Annotated in this window: 15 protein-coding genes, 1 tRNA gene and 1 pseudogene; 8 read left to right on the top strand and 9 right to left on the bottom strand. The window is 64.2% G+C overall.

Annotated elements, in window-relative coordinates:
* Nucleotides 1–6: 6 nt before the first annotated feature.
* The 9 genes from BM408_RS17520 to BM408_RS17480 form a co-directional block, all read right to left on the bottom strand.
* Nucleotides 7–1326 carry an ankyrin repeat domain-containing protein gene (locus BM408_RS17520; RefSeq protein WP_092131437.1) on the bottom strand — a complete coding sequence of 440 codons (1320 nt, stop codon included), beginning with the start codon at nucleotides 1324–1326 and terminating at the stop codon, nucleotides 7–9.
* The gene (locus BM408_RS17515) at nucleotides 1323–1919 is read right to left on the bottom strand and encodes a sigma-70 family RNA polymerase sigma factor (RefSeq protein ID WP_092131711.1); all 597 of its coding nucleotides are present in this window, start codon (nucleotides 1917–1919) and stop codon (nucleotides 1323–1325) included. The genes BM408_RS17520 and BM408_RS17515 overlap by 4 nt, the downstream gene beginning before the upstream one ends.
* A 35-nt stretch (nucleotides 1920–1954) precedes the next feature.
* The gene (locus BM408_RS17510; protein ID WP_254774863.1) at nucleotides 1955–2890 is read right to left on the bottom strand and encodes a hypothetical protein; all 936 of its coding nucleotides are present in this window, start codon (nucleotides 2888–2890) and stop codon (nucleotides 1955–1957) included.
* 208 nt (nucleotides 2891–3098) lie between these two features.
* Nucleotides 3099–3872, bottom strand: a complete 774-nt coding sequence (locus BM408_RS17505) for a M90 family metallopeptidase (RefSeq protein WP_092131435.1) — start codon at nucleotides 3870–3872, stop codon at nucleotides 3099–3101.
* Nucleotides 3873–4046: 174 nt separating this feature from the next.
* The gene (locus tag BM408_RS17500) at nucleotides 4047–4850 is read right to left on the bottom strand and encodes a UDP-2,3-diacylglucosamine diphosphatase (protein WP_254774862.1); all 804 of its coding nucleotides are present in this window, start codon (nucleotides 4848–4850) and stop codon (nucleotides 4047–4049) included.
* An 8-nt stretch (nucleotides 4851–4858) separates the two neighbouring features.
* A complete protein-coding gene (locus tag BM408_RS17495; RefSeq protein ID WP_092131434.1) occupies nucleotides 4859–5368 on the bottom strand; it encodes a peptidylprolyl isomerase in 510 nt (169 codons plus the stop codon).
* A gap of 26 nt (nucleotides 5369–5394) precedes the next feature.
* Nucleotides 5395–6051, bottom strand: coding sequence for a peptidylprolyl isomerase (locus BM408_RS17490; protein WP_254774873.1), 657 nt, complete (start codon nucleotides 6049–6051; stop codon nucleotides 5395–5397).
* An 89-nt stretch (nucleotides 6052–6140) separates the two neighbouring features.
* Entirely contained in the window at nucleotides 6141–7403 is a 1263-nt protein-coding gene (locus BM408_RS17485; protein WP_092131704.1) for a L,D-transpeptidase family protein, read from the bottom strand.
* A gap of 86 nt (nucleotides 7404–7489) precedes the next feature.
* Nucleotides 7490–8566 carry a L,D-transpeptidase Cds6 family protein gene (locus BM408_RS17480; protein WP_092131432.1) on the bottom strand — a complete coding sequence of 359 codons (1077 nt, stop codon included), beginning with the start codon at nucleotides 8564–8566 and terminating at the stop codon, nucleotides 7490–7492.
* Nucleotides 8567–8904: 338 nt separating this feature from the next.
* Here BM408_RS17480 and cysS point away from each other — a divergent pair, with 338 nt between their 5' ends.
* From cysS to BM408_RS17440, 8 genes and pseudogenes are all read left to right on the top strand, one after another.
* Nucleotides 8905–10290, top strand: coding sequence for a cysteine--tRNA ligase (gene cysS / locus BM408_RS17475; RefSeq protein WP_092131431.1), 1386 nt, complete (start codon nucleotides 8905–8907; stop codon nucleotides 10288–10290).
* A 52-nt stretch (nucleotides 10291–10342) separates the two neighbouring features.
* Nucleotides 10343–11038 (top strand): DNA-3-methyladenine glycosylase family protein, encoded by a 696-nt coding sequence (locus BM408_RS17470; RefSeq protein WP_254774861.1) that lies wholly within the window; start codon nucleotides 10343–10345, stop codon nucleotides 11036–11038.
* Nucleotides 11039–11068: 30 nt separating this feature from the next.
* Entirely contained in the window at nucleotides 11069–12049 is a 981-nt protein-coding gene (locus tag BM408_RS17465) for an acetyl-CoA carboxylase carboxyltransferase subunit alpha (protein WP_092131429.1), read from the top strand.
* A gap of 29 nt (nucleotides 12050–12078) precedes the next feature.
* Complete coding sequence (locus BM408_RS17460) at nucleotides 12079–12885, top strand: phytanoyl-CoA dioxygenase family protein (protein ID WP_092131428.1); 807 nt, start codon at nucleotides 12079–12081, stop codon at nucleotides 12883–12885.
* Entirely contained in the window at nucleotides 12875–13858 is a 984-nt protein-coding gene (tilS, locus tag BM408_RS17455; protein WP_254774860.1) for a tRNA lysidine(34) synthetase TilS, read from the top strand. The genes BM408_RS17460 and tilS overlap by 11 nt, the downstream gene beginning before the upstream one ends.
* Nucleotides 13859–14012: 154 nt before the next feature.
* Nucleotides 14013–15281, top strand: a complete 1269-nt coding sequence (locus BM408_RS17450) for an aspartate kinase (RefSeq protein WP_092131426.1) — start codon at nucleotides 14013–14015, stop codon at nucleotides 15279–15281.
* 35 nt (nucleotides 15282–15316) lie between these two features.
* Nucleotides 15317–15409 (top strand) — tRNA-Ser (locus tag BM408_RS17445).
* A gap of 204 nt (nucleotides 15410–15613) precedes the next feature.
* Nucleotides 15614–15851, top strand: a pseudogene (locus tag BM408_RS17440) (IS21 family transposase); the annotation flags it as partial.

Raw genomic sequence — 15851 nt, 5'->3', positions numbered from 1 at the left:
TTTTGCTCAGCGGGCTGCTTCAATCAGATGGGCGATTCCATCAAAGCCCAGGCGCCGCGCATGCTGCAGCGCATTCAAGCCATCCTTGTCGATCAACGCCGTGTTGGCGCCCGCCGCCAGCAGGCGCTGAACCACGGCCGTGTGCCCCTGCATGACGGCCAGGACCAAAGGCGTGCGCCCGGCTGAGTCGGCCGCGTTGACCGGGGCGCCTTGCTGAAGCAGGCGATCCAGTTGCTGCAAGTTGCCAGCGCGGGCGGCTTGCTGCAGCGCGCCGGCCAGCGCCAGTGAACCGGTGGCTTCGGCGCGCAGGGAGCGCGCGGGGGCGGCGGATTTTTCCTGCCGCTGTTCTGCGGCTGCGGGTGCTGCCGCGGCGGGTGCTGCCGCGGCGGGTGCCGCAGCCGCAGGGGCTGGCGGAGCGGCGGCTACTACGGCGGGAGCCGGTCCAAGCGCCGGAGCGACTGCTGGCCGTGGAGCAGACATGGCGGCAGGGGTAGAAGGGGTGGAAGGGGCAACAGGTGCAGCGGCGGGCGCCGAGCGCGATACGAGCTCATCGGCTTGCGGTGCAGGGACTACGGCTGAAGAGCCTGCTGCCGCATCAGCTTGGCGTGAGCGTCCAAATCCCGCGCTGTCTTGTGCAATGGCGGCGGGAGGTGCGGGGGGAGCTGCGGGCGCAGCGGCTGGAGAGGGCGCAGCAGCAGGCGGTGACGCCACCACCGGCGGCGCCACGCCGCCAAATGCTTGCGTGGTTTCCGCTTCGGCCTTGGCGGCGGACTTTGCTGCATCCTTGGCGAGGCCTGGCAAGGGAACCGGCTGGGGGGCTGGCTGGGGCGCAGGTTTTTCGGCGGCAGGTTTTGCCGGCGCTTTCAAGGCCGCAGCCGCTGAGCTTTCGGCGGGCGCCGCCTTGGCCCTGGCTTCAGATTGCGTTGTTTGGGGCGCGGTGTTTGCCGGAGCGGCTGCAGGCGCAGGTGCCGGCGCCGGAACAGCCGCAGCAGGCGGCGCACTCGCGCTGGGCTGGCCAAACGCCAGGTCTTTTTCCTCATCGCTGCCGCGGTCCAGTTGCAGCACCAGCAAGCCCGTCAGGCCCACCAGCGCCACGCTGGCCAGGGCCGAGATCTTCCAGCGCGACTGGTTGGCGGCGGGCGTTTGTGTGGGCGTAGCAGCGGCTGCGTTGGCAGTCTGCGCCTTGCCGGCCGCGATCACCATCTCCGCATGCGCGCGCACAGCGTCCCGCACATGCGCGCCGGGGCGGCGTGTGTCCTGGGCGCTGGCCTCGCGGTAGCGCGCTGTCAGCTCGTCGCCCGGGGGGCTGCGGTCTGGCTCTGTCATGCAAACTCCTGTAGCTGCTGGCGCAGGCTGTTTCGTGCGTAGCGCAGGCGGCTCTTGGCGGTCTCAAAACTCACGCCGGTGGCCTCGGCGATGCCTTCCACACTCAGGCCCGCCTCGGCCTGCAGCAAAAAGGCTTCGCGCTGCTCCAGCGGCAGCCGCTCCACCGCGGCAATCAGCGCCGCCGCTTGCTCGCTGGACTCCAGCCGGCGCACCGGACCAAAGCCCGAATCGGCCGCCAGCGTGTCGCCCAGGCTGGAGCCTTCGTCATCATCCCCCTGGGCATCGATGCTCACATGCTGCTTAGCCGTGCGGAAGTGGTCGACCACCCGGTTGTGCGCCATGGTGAACAGCCAGGTCTTGAAGCGCGCCGACACGGTATAGGTGGGCGCGCTGCGCGCTACCGCAAACCACACGTCCTGCAGCAGGTCATCGGCCACGGCCTGCACGCGCACGCTGCGAAACACATAGCGCCACACCCCCAGCTCGTGGCGCGCATACAGCGCGTCGAAGGCGCTGATGTCGCCGCCCGCAAAGCGCAGCATCAGCGATTCGTCGCTGTCTTCGGCTGCGGGATCGGGAGTGGCACTCGGCATGCGCCACATTATCACGGCGCAGCAGCGCTGCCTTGTCAGTAGCGGCGCAGAGGAGGATCGGGCACATAGGAGGCATTGCCTGATTGCGGGAACGGATCCGGAACAGGATTGTGCGCAACCGGTTCCCGAATCACGCCACTCGCAACCAGGTTCTCCCGGCTGTCATAGCGGATGCGGATGACCTCGTTGGGCTGTGATTGCAGGCGGGCAAACGAGGTGTGCGAGATCACTGAGGTTTCGCGGGCGCCGTGGCCGGTGCCCAGCTTGGGGGCGGGCAGGGCGGCGGATGGTGGGGAGGGCGCCCTTCTGGCCATGCCTTCCAGCCCGGCGGAGGCTTCTGCCGCGCTGCTGCTCTGGTCGGCCAGGGCCGATCTGCCGGCGCCGCTTTGTGGGGCGCTTTTGAGGTTGGCGGGTGCGTCGGCTTCGCGTTCTGCACGTTCCGCACGGGCCGGGCCGGCGGGCGCTGCCTGCGCGACCGGCTCCGGCAGCCGTTCCCGGAAGAGCGCCACGCCAATCACGCCGACATTGCCGGGCCTGCCGGTGCGGCCGGCGTAAGAGTCCCCCAGCGCGGAAAACTCAAATGCGGCGACTTCGCTGCTGCTTTTGCGCCAGCCGGTGACCTGGTACTGCTGCCAGGGCGAAAACACATAACCGGTCTGGTCCCAGGCGGCGGTCTCACCGTTCAGCACATTGACGCCGTCCACAGCGGTCACGGCCAGCACGCGCTCGCCAAGCTTGTTGCGCACCGAGATCGCGTATTTGGCGCCGTATTGGCCGGCCACCCAGTATTCACCGCGGTGGTAGTAGAGCGGCAGCGTGGCGCCGGTGCTGCGGTCGATGACGGTCACGTCGGCGAGGCGGCCGACAGCCTGGGCCTGCAAAGCCAGCGTAGACGCGGCCAGCAGAACCAGCGGGGTGAGGACCGCGCGAAATGAGGGAAAGGACGAACGAGGAGGGCGTTGGCGTTTCATGGAAGCTCCAGAAAAGGGGTGGAGCTGGTTGAAACGACACGGCCCGGGGGATGGGGTTAAGAAGGCCGGAAAAAGGGAAAAAAAGCTCCCAACTCAGCGAGGCACCGTTCAGCGGTTCGCTATGAATTCAGGAGCTGCTTACGCCTGTCCCTTCTGGTCTGGCGGGGGATTTGGCTTGTAAAAATCCCCCGGAACGCAGAAATTTCGCCTATTTGGCCGGAATAAAGAATTTGTCGAACAGCACCGTCAAAGGCGCGAAGTCCAGCGTGAAGCGCTCGCGGTTGACGAAGTAGGCCTCGCTGGTCACGGCGAAGAATTCGGCCGGGGAGGTGGCGGCGTAGTCGTCCAGCCAGGGCGCCGCGGCGCCAAAGCGCTTGGCCATCGCGACCTTCTCGCAAAACTCGTCAAAGGCCGGCTGCATCACCGAATGCCAGGAGGCATGGGCGCCGCGTGAGGGCAGGGGCGGGCAGCCGTCGGCCGCGCCGTCGCGCATGTCCATCTTGTGGACGAACTCGTGAATCACCACGTTGTGACCCTGCTCGGCCGTGTTGCCGGCATCGGCCACGTCCTGCCAGCTCAGGGTGACGGGGCCGCCCTCCATGGCCTCGCCCAGCAGCTCTTCGTTGTAGCGGTGCACCACGCCCGCCTGGTCGGTGACCTCGCGGCGCGCGAGCATCGCGCCCGGGTGCACCACGATGCCCTTGAAGTCGTCATACCAGCGCAGGCCCAGGTGCAGCACTGGCAGGCAGGCCTGCGCGGCAATGGCGACGGCCATCTGGTCGGTGACCTTCAGGCCGCGCGCGCCGGTAAATTCTTTTTGCTTGAGAAACTTGCCGGCCAGCGTGTGCAGCTCCTGCAGCTCGGCCACCGGGCGGCGGGCCAGAAAGGGGAACTGCAGGAGCGTGTCCATCCACAGCGTGTCCGGAATGGTTTTGGTGGGGGCCTTGTTGCCGCCTGCCAGCGTTCGTAACCAGTTCAGCATGGGTATTGGTCTTGATCAGAAAGAAAGGAAAAGATCAGAAAGAGATCAGAAAAAAATCAGAAGGAGATCAGCGGAGTTGGGGCTGAAGGATAAAAGCAAAAGGGACGCAGGCAAAGCAAAAAACGAAAAAGGGAAAAAAAGACCAAAACCCAAATCATCCCAAACCAGGCGGACTCAGCCCAGCGCAATACGCTGCAGCCCGGCGGCGGTCAGGCGCAGCACCTCGGCGCGTGGCGCCGGCGCCGCCAGGTCCCAGTCGCTGAGCACCACACGCGAGTAGCCGCCGCCCAGGTCGTGCACCGCCGGCTTGTGCGTATGGCCGTGGATCAGCGTGTGCGAGCCGGCGGCCTGCAGCCACTGGCGGGCGGCTTCGGTGTCGACGTCGGCGTACTGCACGCCCGACTTCTTGCGTGCTTCGCTTTGCTCACGCAGCCCGCGTGCGATGGCCTGTCGCTCGGCCAGCGGCCGGGCGAGGAAAGCGCGCTGCCATTCATCGGTGCGCACCTGGCTGCGAAACTGCATGTAGTCGGTGTCGCCCAGGCACAGGGCGTCGCCGTGCGACAGCAGCCAGCGCCGCGTGGTGCCGGCCGGAAACACCAGCACGGTCGGGTCTTGCAGCAAGGTGGCGTTGCACAGGTCCATCAGGCCCTGACCGACCAGAAAGTCGCGGTTGCCGTGCATGAAAAAGAGGGCCAGCCGGCCGGCGGCCTCGCCCATCACCTGCGCGCAGCGCGCGTCAAAACCGGCGGCCGGTGCGTGCAGGTCTTCGCCGATGGCGTCGTCGCCCACCCAGACTTCAAACAGGTCGCCCAGGATGAAGACCGCGTCGGCGGGTGTGGATTCAAGGTAGTGCTGCCAGGCCGTGAAGGTGGCCGGCTCCGAGGCCTGCAAATGCAGGTCCGAAATGAAATCGACCGTACGCCAGGACGGCGGCGCCAAAAGCTCCGCGATCTGGGGTACGGCCTCCAGGGTGCTCACCGGCGGCTTCAGGCCAGCGCAACGGCTTTCTGGATGATCACGTCTTCCATCGGCACGTCGTCGTGAAAGCCCTTGCGGCCCGTCTTCACGGCCTTGATCTTGTCGACCACATCGGTGCCGGCGATGACCTTGCCGAACACGGCATAGCCCCAGCCCGAGCCGCTGGGCGCGGTGTGGTTCAGAAAGCCGTTGTCGGCCACGTTGATGAAGAACTGCGAGCTGGCCGAGTGCGGTGCGTTGGTGCGCGCCATGGCCACGGTGTAGTTGTCGTTTTTGAGGCCGTTGGCGGCTTCGTTCTCGATCTCGCCGTCGGTGGGCTTTTGTTTCATGCCGGGTTCAAAGCCGCCGCCCTGCACCATGAAGCCGGGGATCACGCGGTGAAACACGGTGTTGGCGTAGTGGCCCTTGTTGACGTAGCTCAGGAAGTTGGCGACGGTCTTGGGCGCTTTGGCTGCGTCGAGCTCCAGGGTGATGACGCCGTATTCGGCGATGTGCAGTTCGACTTTCGGGTTGCTCATGATGGTGTCCTGTAGGGATGGGTGAATTAATTGACCAGGGTGGCCGATTTGATGAGGACGGGCGTCTTGGGAACGTCCGTCGGGAAGGGGCCGCCCGCACCGGTGGGCACCGATTTGATCTTGTTGACCACTTCCATACCGCTCACGACCTTGCCGAAGACGGTGTAGCCGTAGAGCTGGGGCGCGTTGACGAGCTGGGCGCGCGGCGTGTTTTCATACACACGGCCCTGGTATTCAAATTTGGGCACCGGGTCGCCGGGCGGAATGATGGTCGGGTTCAGGAAGTCGTTGTCCTTCACGTTGATGAAGAACTGCGACGAGGCGGAATTGGGGTCGTTGGTGCGCGCCATGGCCAGGGTACCGACCACGTTTTTGGGGCCGCCCTTGGCGAGTGCCTCGCGGCCTTCATGGGCGACGGGTGGGCGGGTTTTCTTCTCGGCGTAGGTGGCGTCGTAGCCGCCGCCCTGCACCATGAAGTTGCTGATCACGCGGTGAAAAATCGTACCGTCGTAGTGTTTGTCTTTAACGTACTGCAGGAAGTTCTCGACGGTCTTGGGGGCTTTGTCGGGGTAGACCTCGACGACAAAGTCGCCTTCGCTGGTGACGAACTTCACCTTGGGCGCGGCTGGTGTCTGCGCAAGCGCCGGGCCGGCCAGAAGGGCGAAACTTGCGGCGGCGGCCATCGCGAATGCGGCGCGGCGCAGGGGTTGAAATGCCTTGGATGCGGTAGACGGTGCCGTGAACACGGCCAGCGTCTTGTGAACTGCCATCATCAAATGGTTCCTTCGAAGAATATTTTCCACTGGCTGCCCTGACGGACCCAGTACTGGCGTTTGGTGCGGCCGGTCTTGGCGCCTTTGACCAGCTCGCCAAAGGTTACCACCATCGTGTCGGTGCTGTCGGTCCAGCGCAGGTAAGACACATCCTTGAGCTGGATGTCGCGCCCGCCCAGCTGCTTGAGCTCGGTCTGCAGGGCCGGCGTCCATTCGGCAAGGGTCTTGCCGTAGCTGGTGAAGTCGGGTGTGTACCAGGCGGTGAGTTTGGCCATGTCGCCGCTGGACTTGGCGCTGTGCCAGCTTTGCAGCACGTCCTCAAACGACTTGCTGTCAGCCGCCAGCGACTGCGGCGCCACCCACTTCAGGCTGTGCGCAATGACGACGGGCGTGCTGCGCACCTCGACCGTGCGGATGATGCGCTCCAGGTCGGGGTTGGCCAGCACCACGCAGCCGTCGGTGGACAGCGGCGCGCGCGAAAACTGCGCCGGCGGCGTGCCGTGCAGCCAGATGCCGCTGCCGGTCTTGCCGCGCTTGACGTCAAGCTGGTTGGGGTAGTTGATGGGCAGGGCACCCGAGCCGTAGAAGTCGCGCAGCGATTTTGGGTCCAGGTTGCTGGTGATGAAGTACACGCCCAGCGGGGTGCGCAGGTCGCCTTCGACGGATTTTTCAATGCCGGACTTGCCGACCGAGATATAGTAATCGGCCACCAGCTTGATGCCGGTGGAGGTGTTTTCAAACAAGTAGAGGCGCGAGCGTGAGGCGTCGATGGCGATCGCGTGCTTGTTGCGCGGCGACAGCGCCAGGAACTGCGAGGGCACGGTGCCCGGCGCCGGGCGCTCGCGCAGCGCGCGCAGGCGCAGCAGAGATTCCTGCCGCAGCTCGGCCAGCGGCGCCGCGGCGGCTTTGGAGGCCGTGTCGGGAGGTATGTCGCCCATGGCGCGCACGGGGCGTGCAAAGCCCGAGAGCAGGTCGCCGTACACCAGCTGCGCCAGCTGGAAGTTGGGGTGGTCCTTGACCAGGCTTTCGGCTTTGTGCAGGGCCTCACGCGGTTTGGTCTGGCCTATCAGCTTGTAGATATCGATCAGGCGGGCTTCGGCTTCGCCGTCGCGTGTTTCGCGGGCCGCGGGGCGTGCTGGCGCCGTATGGCGGGCTGAGGCTTCTGCGGTTGCCGAGCGGGAGCGGCTTTCAGCGCGCGCAGGCAACAAGGCCATCGCCAGGCAAGGCGCCATAAAACAGAGAGCTGTTACCGCCTTCTTCATGCGGGCTTCCACGGAAAGTTGCCGGCCGGCAACGACAAACAAAGACAGGCTGAACGGAGCACTGGGGTCAGGTTGGCCGCCGGCGGTCAACCGCCGGTGGATTCCTTGACGATGACCCAGCGATCACCCACCTTGGCGAGCTCCAGCGTTTTGCGGCTCGAGATATTGAGCGAGTCGGCGCTGTAGTCCTGCTTGAACTTGGCGACGGCCTTGGCGCCCTGCACCGACACGCTCATGTTGGAGAGCTTCACGCTGATGCTGTTCTTGCCGACGATGCGCGCGCGGCGGTCTTCTTCCCAGGCCTTGCGGGCCTGTTTGCCGGGCGGATCGAAATTCTGGCCGTAGCTGCCTAGGTAGCCGGCCATGTCTTTGCTGGCCCATGCCTGCGCCCAGTTGCGCACGGCGGTTTCAACGTCCTTGTCGGTGCCGGCGGCCGCGGCAGGGGCTGCCGGTGCAGCGGGTGCCGCGGCCGGTGCGGCTGCGGCAGGGGTAGCAGTTGCCGGTTTGGCGGCTGCCGCGGGGGCAGGGGCCGGTGCGGCTGCCGTGACCTGGCCGGAGGCCTGGGCGCCGGCGGCGGGCTTGGCGGCTGCCTGGGGTTGGGCCTGCGCCTGGGGGGCCTGGGATTTGGGGTCGGCGGAGAAGAGGTTGCGGATCAGGGCCAGCTTGGGCGGCACGGCTGCGTTGCCGCCGTCCAGTTGCAGCGCCTTGCTGTAGGCCTGGCTGGCCAGGCGGGCATAGACGTCGCCGAGGTTCTCATGCGCGGTGGCGTAGCTGGGGTTGGTGCGGATGGCCATTTCAAGCGCGGCGCGGGCCTTGTCGAACTGGCTCTGGCCGGCGTAGAGCACGGCCATGTTGTTGTAGGGCTCAGGCAGCTCGGGGTAGTCTTCGGTGATCTTGGTGAAGGTGGCGATCGCGTCGTTGGTCTTGCCGGTTTCGGTCTGGATCACGCCCTTGAAAAAACGCATCTGGGGGTCGCGGGGCTTGGTGACGAGGTATTGGTCGACCTTGGTCATCGCTTCGGCAAACTGGCCGGCGCGCATCAGGCGGCTGACGTCGGTGTAGTCGTCGGCATGCGCCGCGGACACCGACAGGGTGGCCGCCACGATCAGCATGCGCAGGGCGGAGGCCAGGGGTTTGCGGGTAAAGAAGTTTGGCGTCGGCATAAGAACTCTCGCTATTGTTTTAAAACCCTTGAGGGCCGTTTAACGGCTTTTGGGCGGATATTCCCTATAAACAGCCGGTTTTTCAGGGGCGTAAAGGCCGCACGGACGCCGCCTGACGGGCTGGATATACTGTCTGATTGTAGCTGAGGGGGTATAGTTCACGACCGCCCGGACCCCGTAGTTTTCGTTTTTACGCCACGTTTTGCGCGTACGCCGAATGGCCCTTGCCCGCCCGCGGCGTCCGTGAGATAACCTTCCTTCTTGCCTGCTTTCCTGTTACCCCAGCCCGGCTGACTGCCGGGCGCCGGCCGACGCCGGGTACCGCGACCACAATTTTCATGAGCCTTCGCATTTACAACACGCTGTCGCGTGCCGTGGAAGAATTTTCCCCCCTGGAACCCGGCCACGTTCGCATGTATGTGTGCGGAATGACGATTTACGACCTGTGCCACATCGGCCATGCGCGCATGATGATGGCCTTCGACGTCGTCCAGCGCTGGCTTAAGGCCAGCGGCCTGCGCGTGACCTACGTGCGCAACATCACCGACATCGACGACAAGATCATCAAGCGGGCAGTCGAGCGCGGCATCACCATCCGCGCCCTGACGGACGAGATGATCCTGGCCATGCACCAGGACATAGGCGCGCTGGGCATTGAGCCGCCATCGCTGGAGCCGCGCGCCACCGAATACGTGCCGCAGATGCTTGGCATGATCGCCACCCTGCAAGCCAAAGGGCTGGCCTACAAGGGCTCGACCGGCGACGTGAATTACGCGGTCCGCAAGTTCCCCGGCTACGGCAAGCTCTCGGGCAAGTCCCTGGACGAGCTGCGCGCCGGCGAGCGCGTGGCAGTGCTGGACGGCAAAGACGACCCGCTGGACTTCGTGCTCTGGAAGAGCGCCAAACCCACCGAACCCGACGACGCCAAGTGGGACAGCAGCTACGGCCCCGGCCGGCCGGGCTGGCACATTGAATGCTCGGCCATGAGCTGCCAGACGCTGGGCGAGACCTTCGACATCCATGGCGGCGGCGCCGACCTGCAGTTTCCACACCACGAAAACGAGATCGCCCAGAGCGAAGGCGCCAACGGCAAGCCGCTGGCCAATTTCTGGGTGCACAACGGTTTTGTGCGGGTGGACAACGAAAAAATGTCCAAGTCCCTGGGCAACTTCTTCACCATCCGGGAAGTGCTGGCCAAGTACGACGCGGAAACCATCCGCTTCTTCATCGTTCGCGCGCACTACCGTAGCGCCCTGAACTACAGTGACGCCCACCTGGACGACGCCCGCAATTCGCTCAAGCGCCTCTATACCGCGCTGGCCGGCTTGATCGGAGTAATGCCCGGCACGGTGGCCATCGACTGGGCCAACCCCTTCGCTGCTCGCTTCAAGGCCGCGATGGACGAGGACTTCGGTACGCCCGAAGCGGTGGCCGTGCTGTTCGAGCTGGCGGGTGAAGTCAACAAGACCCGGTCTGCCGAATTGGCCGGACTGCTCAAAGCCCTGGGCGGCTGCCTGGGCTTGCTGCAGGGCGATCCTGGCGCTTACCTTCAGGCCGGCGCCGGCCTTGACGAGAGCAGCATCCAGGAGCAGATTGCTCAGCGCGCCGCCGCCAAAGCCGCCAAAAACTTCGCTGAAGCCGACCGCATCCGCCAGGACTTGCTGGCCAAGGGCATTGTGCTCAAAGACTCGCCCGCAGGCACGACCTGGGAGGCTCAGTCGTGATTTTCTTCAGTCACTTCGGCTGCCGGGCCATGCAGGACAAGCGTAAGTCGCTATGAAAAAGATAGTAAAAAGCGGCCCCGCCAGCGTTGAGCTGGCCGACGTTCCCGAGCCCGCCACCACGGTGCCCGAGTACTGGGCCGAGGCCTGCAAGCATCTCGTCAAAAAAGACCGGGTGATGAAGCGCCTGATCCCCCAGTTCGGCGATGCCTGCCTGCAGGCGCGCGGCGATGCTTTCAGCACCCTGGCGCGCAGCATTGTTGGCCAGCAGATTTCGGTGAAGGCCGCACAAAGCGTCTGGGCGAAGTTCTCGGCCCTGCCCAAAAAGGTCACCCCGGCCAATGTGCTCAGGCTCAAGGTCGACGACATGCGCGCCGCCGGCCTGAGCGCCCGCAAGGTCGAGTACCTCGTCGACCTGGCCATCCACTTCGATGCCGGCACCGTGCACGTCAAGGACTGGGCGGCGATGGACGATGAGGACATCATTGCCGAGCTGGTCGCCATCCGCGGCATAGGCCGGTGGACGGCCGAGATGTTTTTGATCTTCTATCTGATGCGGCCCAATGTCTTGCCGCTGGACGATGTCGGCCTGATCAGCGGCATCAGCCAGAACTATTTTTCCGGTGAATCCGTCAGCCGGAGCGACGCTCGCGAGGTGGCCGCCGCCTGGGCGCCGTACTGCAGTGTCGCAACTTGGTATATTTGGCGCTCGCTGGACCCACTACCCGTTTTGGGCGCCGAGCAGAATTGACGTTTTTGAAGAAGCCCTGAGGAGCAGCACATGGCGAAGAAGACCTTCCTCGATTTCGAGCAACCGATCGCGGAGCTTGAAGGAAAAATTGAAGAACTGCGCTACGTACAGACCGAGTCGGCCGTTGATATCTCTGAAGAAATCGACCAGCTGGCCAAAAAGAGCCAGCAGCTCACCAAAGACATTTACAGCGACCTGACGCCCTGGCAGATCACCAAGATCGCCCGCCACGCAGAGCGTCCCTACACCCTGGACTACGTCAACGAAATCTTCACCGATTTCGTCGAACTGCATGGCGACCGGCACTTTGCCGACGACTTGTCCATCGTGGGCGGCCTGGCCCGCTTTAACGGCACCGCCTGCATGGTGCTGGGCCACCAGAAGGGCCGCGACACCAAAGAGCGCGGCCTGCGCAATTTCGGCATGAGCAAGCCCGAGGGCTACCGCAAGGCCCTGCGCCTGATGAAAACCGCCGAGAAGTTCAAGCTGCCGGTGTTCACCTTTGTCGACACCCCCGGCGCCTACCCCGGCATCGACGCTGAAGAGCGCGGCCAGTCCGAGGCCATCGGCCGCAATATTTTCGAGATGGCGCAGCTCGAAGTACCCATCATCACCACCATCATCGGCGAGGGCGGCTCCGGCGGCGCGCTGGCCATTTCGGTGGCCGACCAGGTCGTGATGCTGCAGTATTCGATCTACTCCGTCATCAGCCCCGAAGGCTGCGCCTCCATCTTGTGGAAGACCTCCGACAAGGCGCAGGAAGCCGCCGAAGCCCTGGGCATCACCGCCCACCGGCTCAAGGCCCTGGGCGTGATCGACAAGATCGTGAATGAACCCGTGGGCGGCGCCCACCGCGACCACAAGCAGATGGCCGCCTTCCTCAAGCGCGCCCTCAATGACGCCTTCCGCCAGGTCAGCGACCTGAAGGTCAAGGAACTGCTGGACCGCCGCTACGAGCGCCTGCAAAGCTACGGCCGCTTCACCGACACCAAGGCCGACGCCGGCAAATAAGCCCGCGAAAAGGCCGGGCTCAGCACATCATGGCCAGCCTGTCCGACCAGGAAGTCAGGCACTACCGGGAGCAGGGCTATGTGGTCCCGCAGTTCCGGCTTGACGATGCCTGGGTGCGGCGCATGCAGGACGCCCTCAATACCCTGATCCGCAACAACCCCGGCGTGCGGCCTGAAAAACTCGTCAGCGCCCATATCGAAGGCCAGAACGACGAAGGCGTGCGCGGCAGCCGAGATTTCTTCGACCTGGCCATGAACCCGGACATCATCGACCTGGTGGCCCAGGCCATAGGCCCCGATGTCATCCTCTGGGGCTGCCACGTGTTCTGCAAACCTGCCAGCGAAGGTTTTGAAACGCCCTGGCACCAGGACGGCCACTACTGGCCCATTCGCCCCTTGGCCAACTGCACTGTGTGGGTGGCGCTGGAGCCGAGCACGCGCGAGAACGGCTGCCTGCGCGTGATCCCTGGCTCGCACGCGGGCAAAAAACTTCATCCCCACCTGCACGAAGACCGCACCGACCTGACGCTGAACCAGCGCATGGCCGACGGCAGCTTTGACGAGAACGAAGCCGTCGACCTGGAGCTGCAGCCCGGGCAGATGTCGTTGCACGACATCTACATGATTCATGGCGCCAAAGCCAACACCTCGGGCATCCGCCGCACCGGCGTGGCGTTGCGCTACATGCCGGGCACCTCGCTGTTTGACCGCGACCTGCGGCCGGCCGACGGCAAGACCGGCGTGGCCGTCAGTTTTGCGACGCGGCCGCTGTGGCTGCTGCGCGGGGAAGACAAAACCGGCCGCAATGATTTCAAAGTAGGCCACCGTGGCGCATAAGGGCGCAGCATTCGCACAAGGCCTGCCGGACGCGCTGAATTCCTTCTCTCCGGGCCTGCCACTGGCCGTTGCACTCAGCGGCGGCGCCGACTCGGTCGCCTTGCTGGTCGCCTGCGCCGAGAAGTGGCCGGGGCAGGTGCATGCGATTCACGTGCACCACGGCTTGCAGGCAGCGGCCGACGGCTTTGAGCGGCACTGCGTTGCTTTGTGCGCGCAACTCAACGTGCCGTTGACGATTCAGCGTGTAGACGCCCGTAATGCCACCGGCGAAAGTCCCGAAGACGCGGCCCGCAAGGCGCGCTACAAGGCTTTTCGGGCTGCAGCCCAGACGGGAGGAGCGCAAGCCGCTATCAAAGATATAGCGATTGCCCAGCACGCTGACGACCAGATTGAGACCATTTTGCTGGCGCTTTCGCGCGGTGCGGGCTTGCCGGGCCTGGCCGCCATGCCGCAGCGCTGGGAGCGCGACGGCATCACCTATCACCGCCCCTTGCTGGCGGTGCCGGGGGCACAGCTGCGCGCCTGGCTGGTGGAGCGCGGCATTACTTGGGTGGAAGACCCGACCAACACCGACGAGCAGTTCACCCGCAATCGCATCCGCGCGCGGCTGCTGCCCACGCTCGAAGAAGCCTTTCCGCAGTTTCGCGAAACCTTTGCCCGCAGCGCGCGGCATGCGGCCCAGGGCCAGGCGCTGCTGCTGGAAGTCGCGCAGCAAGACCTTGCGGCCGTTGGCTCACCGCCGGTTATCAAGGCGCTGCAGGCGCTGTCGCAGCCGCGCCAGGCCAATGTGCTGCGCCACTGGCTGCTGCAACAGCAGGCCACGCCCAGCGCCGCGCAGCTGGAGCAATTGCTCTCGCAAATTGCCGCCTGCACCACGCGCGGCCACCAGATCCACCTCAAGGTGGCGACGGGGCACGTCACGCGGGCCGGCGCGGTGCTGCAGTACACCGCGGCGGCAGATAAGACGGGCTAACTAGGTAGTAGTCCTAGGTATAATTGAAGGCTTTGCTGGCGCAGAAGGGTCGTTAAAAGCCCCTCAAACAGCGCGAACAGCGCGGTTTTTTGCCGCTAGATCGCTAAAAGCGCCCGCAAGAAATCCGCAACAACTTCCTGATTGACACCCTGCAATGGCATTGATCGTTCATAAATACGGCGGCACGTCGATGGGCTCCACAGAGCGCATCCGCAACGTGGCCAAACGCGTGGCCAAATGGGCGCGGGCCGGCCACCAGATGGTCGTCGTCCCCAGCGCCATGAGTGGCGAAACCAACCGCCTCCTGGGCCTGGCCAAAGAGCTGGCGCCCACCAAACCCGGCGACGCCTACAGCCGTGAGCTCGACGCCCTGGCCGCCACCGGCGAGCAGGCCTCCAGTGCGCTGCTGGCCATTGCCCTGCAAGCCGAAGGCATGCAAGCCGTGAGCTACGCCGGCTGGCAAGTCACCATCAAGACCAACAATGCCTACACCAAGGCCCGCATCGAGTCCATCGACGACGAGCGCGTGCGCGCAGACCTGAGCGCCGGCAAGGTTGTCATCATTACCGGCTTTCAGGGTGTGGACGATGGCGGCAACGTCACCACGCTGGGCCGGGGCGGCTCCGACACCTCGGCTGTGGCGGTTGCAGCCGCGCTCAAGGCGCACGAGTGCCTGATTTACACCGACGTCGACGGCGTCTACACCACCGACCCGCGCGTGGTGCCCGAGGCGCGGCGCCTGCACACCGTGAGCTTTGAAGAGATGCTGGAGATGGCCTCCATGGGCTCCAAGGTGCTGCAGATCCGCTCAGTGGAATTTGCCGGCAAATACAAGGTGCCGCTGCGCGTGCTGTCCAGCTTCACCGAATGGGACATCGATATCAACGAAGAAGCCAAGTCAGGCACTTTGATCAGCTTTGAGGAAGACGAAAACATGGAACAAGCCATCGTATCGGGCATCGCTTTCAACCGCGATGAAGCCAAAATCTCCGTGCTCGGCGTGCCCGACACCCCCGGCATTGCGTACCAGATCCTGGGCGCCGTGGCCGACGCCAACATCGAAGTCGATGTGATCATCCAGAACATCAGCAAAGACGGCAAAACCGACTTCAGCTTCACCGTCCACCGCAACGACTACTCCAAAGCCGTCGACCTGCTCAAAACCCAGGTTCTGCCCAAGCTGGGCGCGCAGGAAGTCACCGGCGACGCCAAGATCTGCAAGGTCAGCATCGTCGGCATCGGTATGCGCAGCCACGTGGGCATCGCCAGCAAGATGTTCCGCGTGCTGAGTGAAGAGGGCATCAACATCCAGATGATCTCCACCAGCGAAATCAAGACCTCCGTCGTCATCGACGAAAAGTACATGGAGCTGGCCGTGCGCGCCCTGCACAAGGCTTTTGACCTGGACCAGCCAACCGTCTGAAATTGGCCCGCAAGTCGTGAGATAATCGATTTATTGGAAACGTGACCGAGTGGCCGAAGGTGCTCCCCTGCTAAGGGAGTATGGGGTGTAGAGCCTCATCGAGGGTTCGAATCCCTCCGTTTCCGCCAAGTATAAAAAGCCGCCTTCGGGCGGCTTTTTTGCGTCTGGCGGAAATCGGCTGAAGAGGAGGCTGAGAGCCGGGCTCGAATCAGTTCTTCCCAGGAGCTGTTGAATTTCATCGAAATCTGATCCAGTTAGCGCAGTAATTTCCATCCAAATCTGACCCACGTAGGCACTACTCTGCTTGTTTTAAAAGCGGAGGGAAATTAGGAGTGATAGACGTGGCGACATTGAATGTCATCAGACGTTGGGCATTGCGAGATCAGATGTCCATCCGCGAGATCTCAAGGCGTACAGGCCTGGCTCGCAACACAGTGAAGAAGCACCTGCGATCAGAAGAGAGCGAGCCCAAGTATCCAAGGCGGGTCAGCTCAAGCAAGCTCGATCCCTATGCCGAGAAGCTGGCCACATGGCTGGGAATTGAGGCAACAAAATCGCGGAAACAGCGGC

Source organism: Polaromonas sp. YR568, from assembly GCF_900116715.1.
Lineage (GTDB): Bacteria > Pseudomonadota > Gammaproteobacteria > Burkholderiales > Burkholderiaceae_C > Polaromonas.
This window is presented reverse-complemented; position numbering and strand designations above follow the sequence as displayed.

Bases quoted from the DNA above. Each gene is read 5' to 3' on its own strand.
- BM408_RS17520 (WP_092131437.1), bottom strand. From the start codon at position 1,326: ATGACAGAGCCAGACCGCAGCCCCCCGGGCGACGAGCTGACAGCGCGC.
- BM408_RS17515 (WP_092131711.1), bottom strand. From the start codon at position 1,919: ATGCCGAGTGCCACTCCCGATCCCGCAGCCGAAGACAGCGACGAATCG.
- BM408_RS17510 (WP_254774863.1), bottom strand. From the start codon at position 2,890: ATGAAACGCCAACGCCCTCCTCGTTCGTCCTTTCCCTCATTTCGCGCG.
- BM408_RS17505 (WP_092131435.1), bottom strand. From the start codon at position 3,872: ATGCTGAACTGGTTACGAACGCTGGCAGGCGGCAACAAGGCCCCCACC.
- BM408_RS17495 (WP_092131434.1), bottom strand. From the start codon at position 5,368: ATGAGCAACCCGAAAGTCGAACTGCACATCGCCGAATACGGCGTCATC.
- BM408_RS17490 (WP_254774873.1), bottom strand. From the start codon at position 6,051: ATGGCCGCCGCCGCAAGTTTCGCCCTTCTGGCCGGCCCGGCGCTTGCG.
- BM408_RS17485 (WP_092131704.1), bottom strand. From the start codon at position 7,403: ATGAAGAAGGCGGTAACAGCTCTCTGTTTTATGGCGCCTTGCCTGGCG.
- BM408_RS17480 (WP_092131432.1), bottom strand. From the start codon at position 8,566: ATGCCGACGCCAAACTTCTTTACCCGCAAACCCCTGGCCTCCGCCCTG.
- cysS (WP_092131431.1), top strand. From the start codon at position 8,905: ATGAGCCTTCGCATTTACAACACGCTGTCGCGTGCCGTGGAAGAATTT.
- BM408_RS17470 (WP_254774861.1), top strand. From the start codon at position 10,343: ATGAAAAAGATAGTAAAAAGCGGCCCCGCCAGCGTTGAGCTGGCCGAC.
- BM408_RS17465 (WP_092131429.1), top strand. From the start codon at position 11,069: ATGGCGAAGAAGACCTTCCTCGATTTCGAGCAACCGATCGCGGAGCTT.
- BM408_RS17460 (WP_092131428.1), top strand. From the start codon at position 12,079: ATGGCCAGCCTGTCCGACCAGGAAGTCAGGCACTACCGGGAGCAGGGC.
- BM408_RS17450 (WP_092131426.1), top strand. From the start codon at position 14,013: ATGGCATTGATCGTTCATAAATACGGCGGCACGTCGATGGGCTCCACA.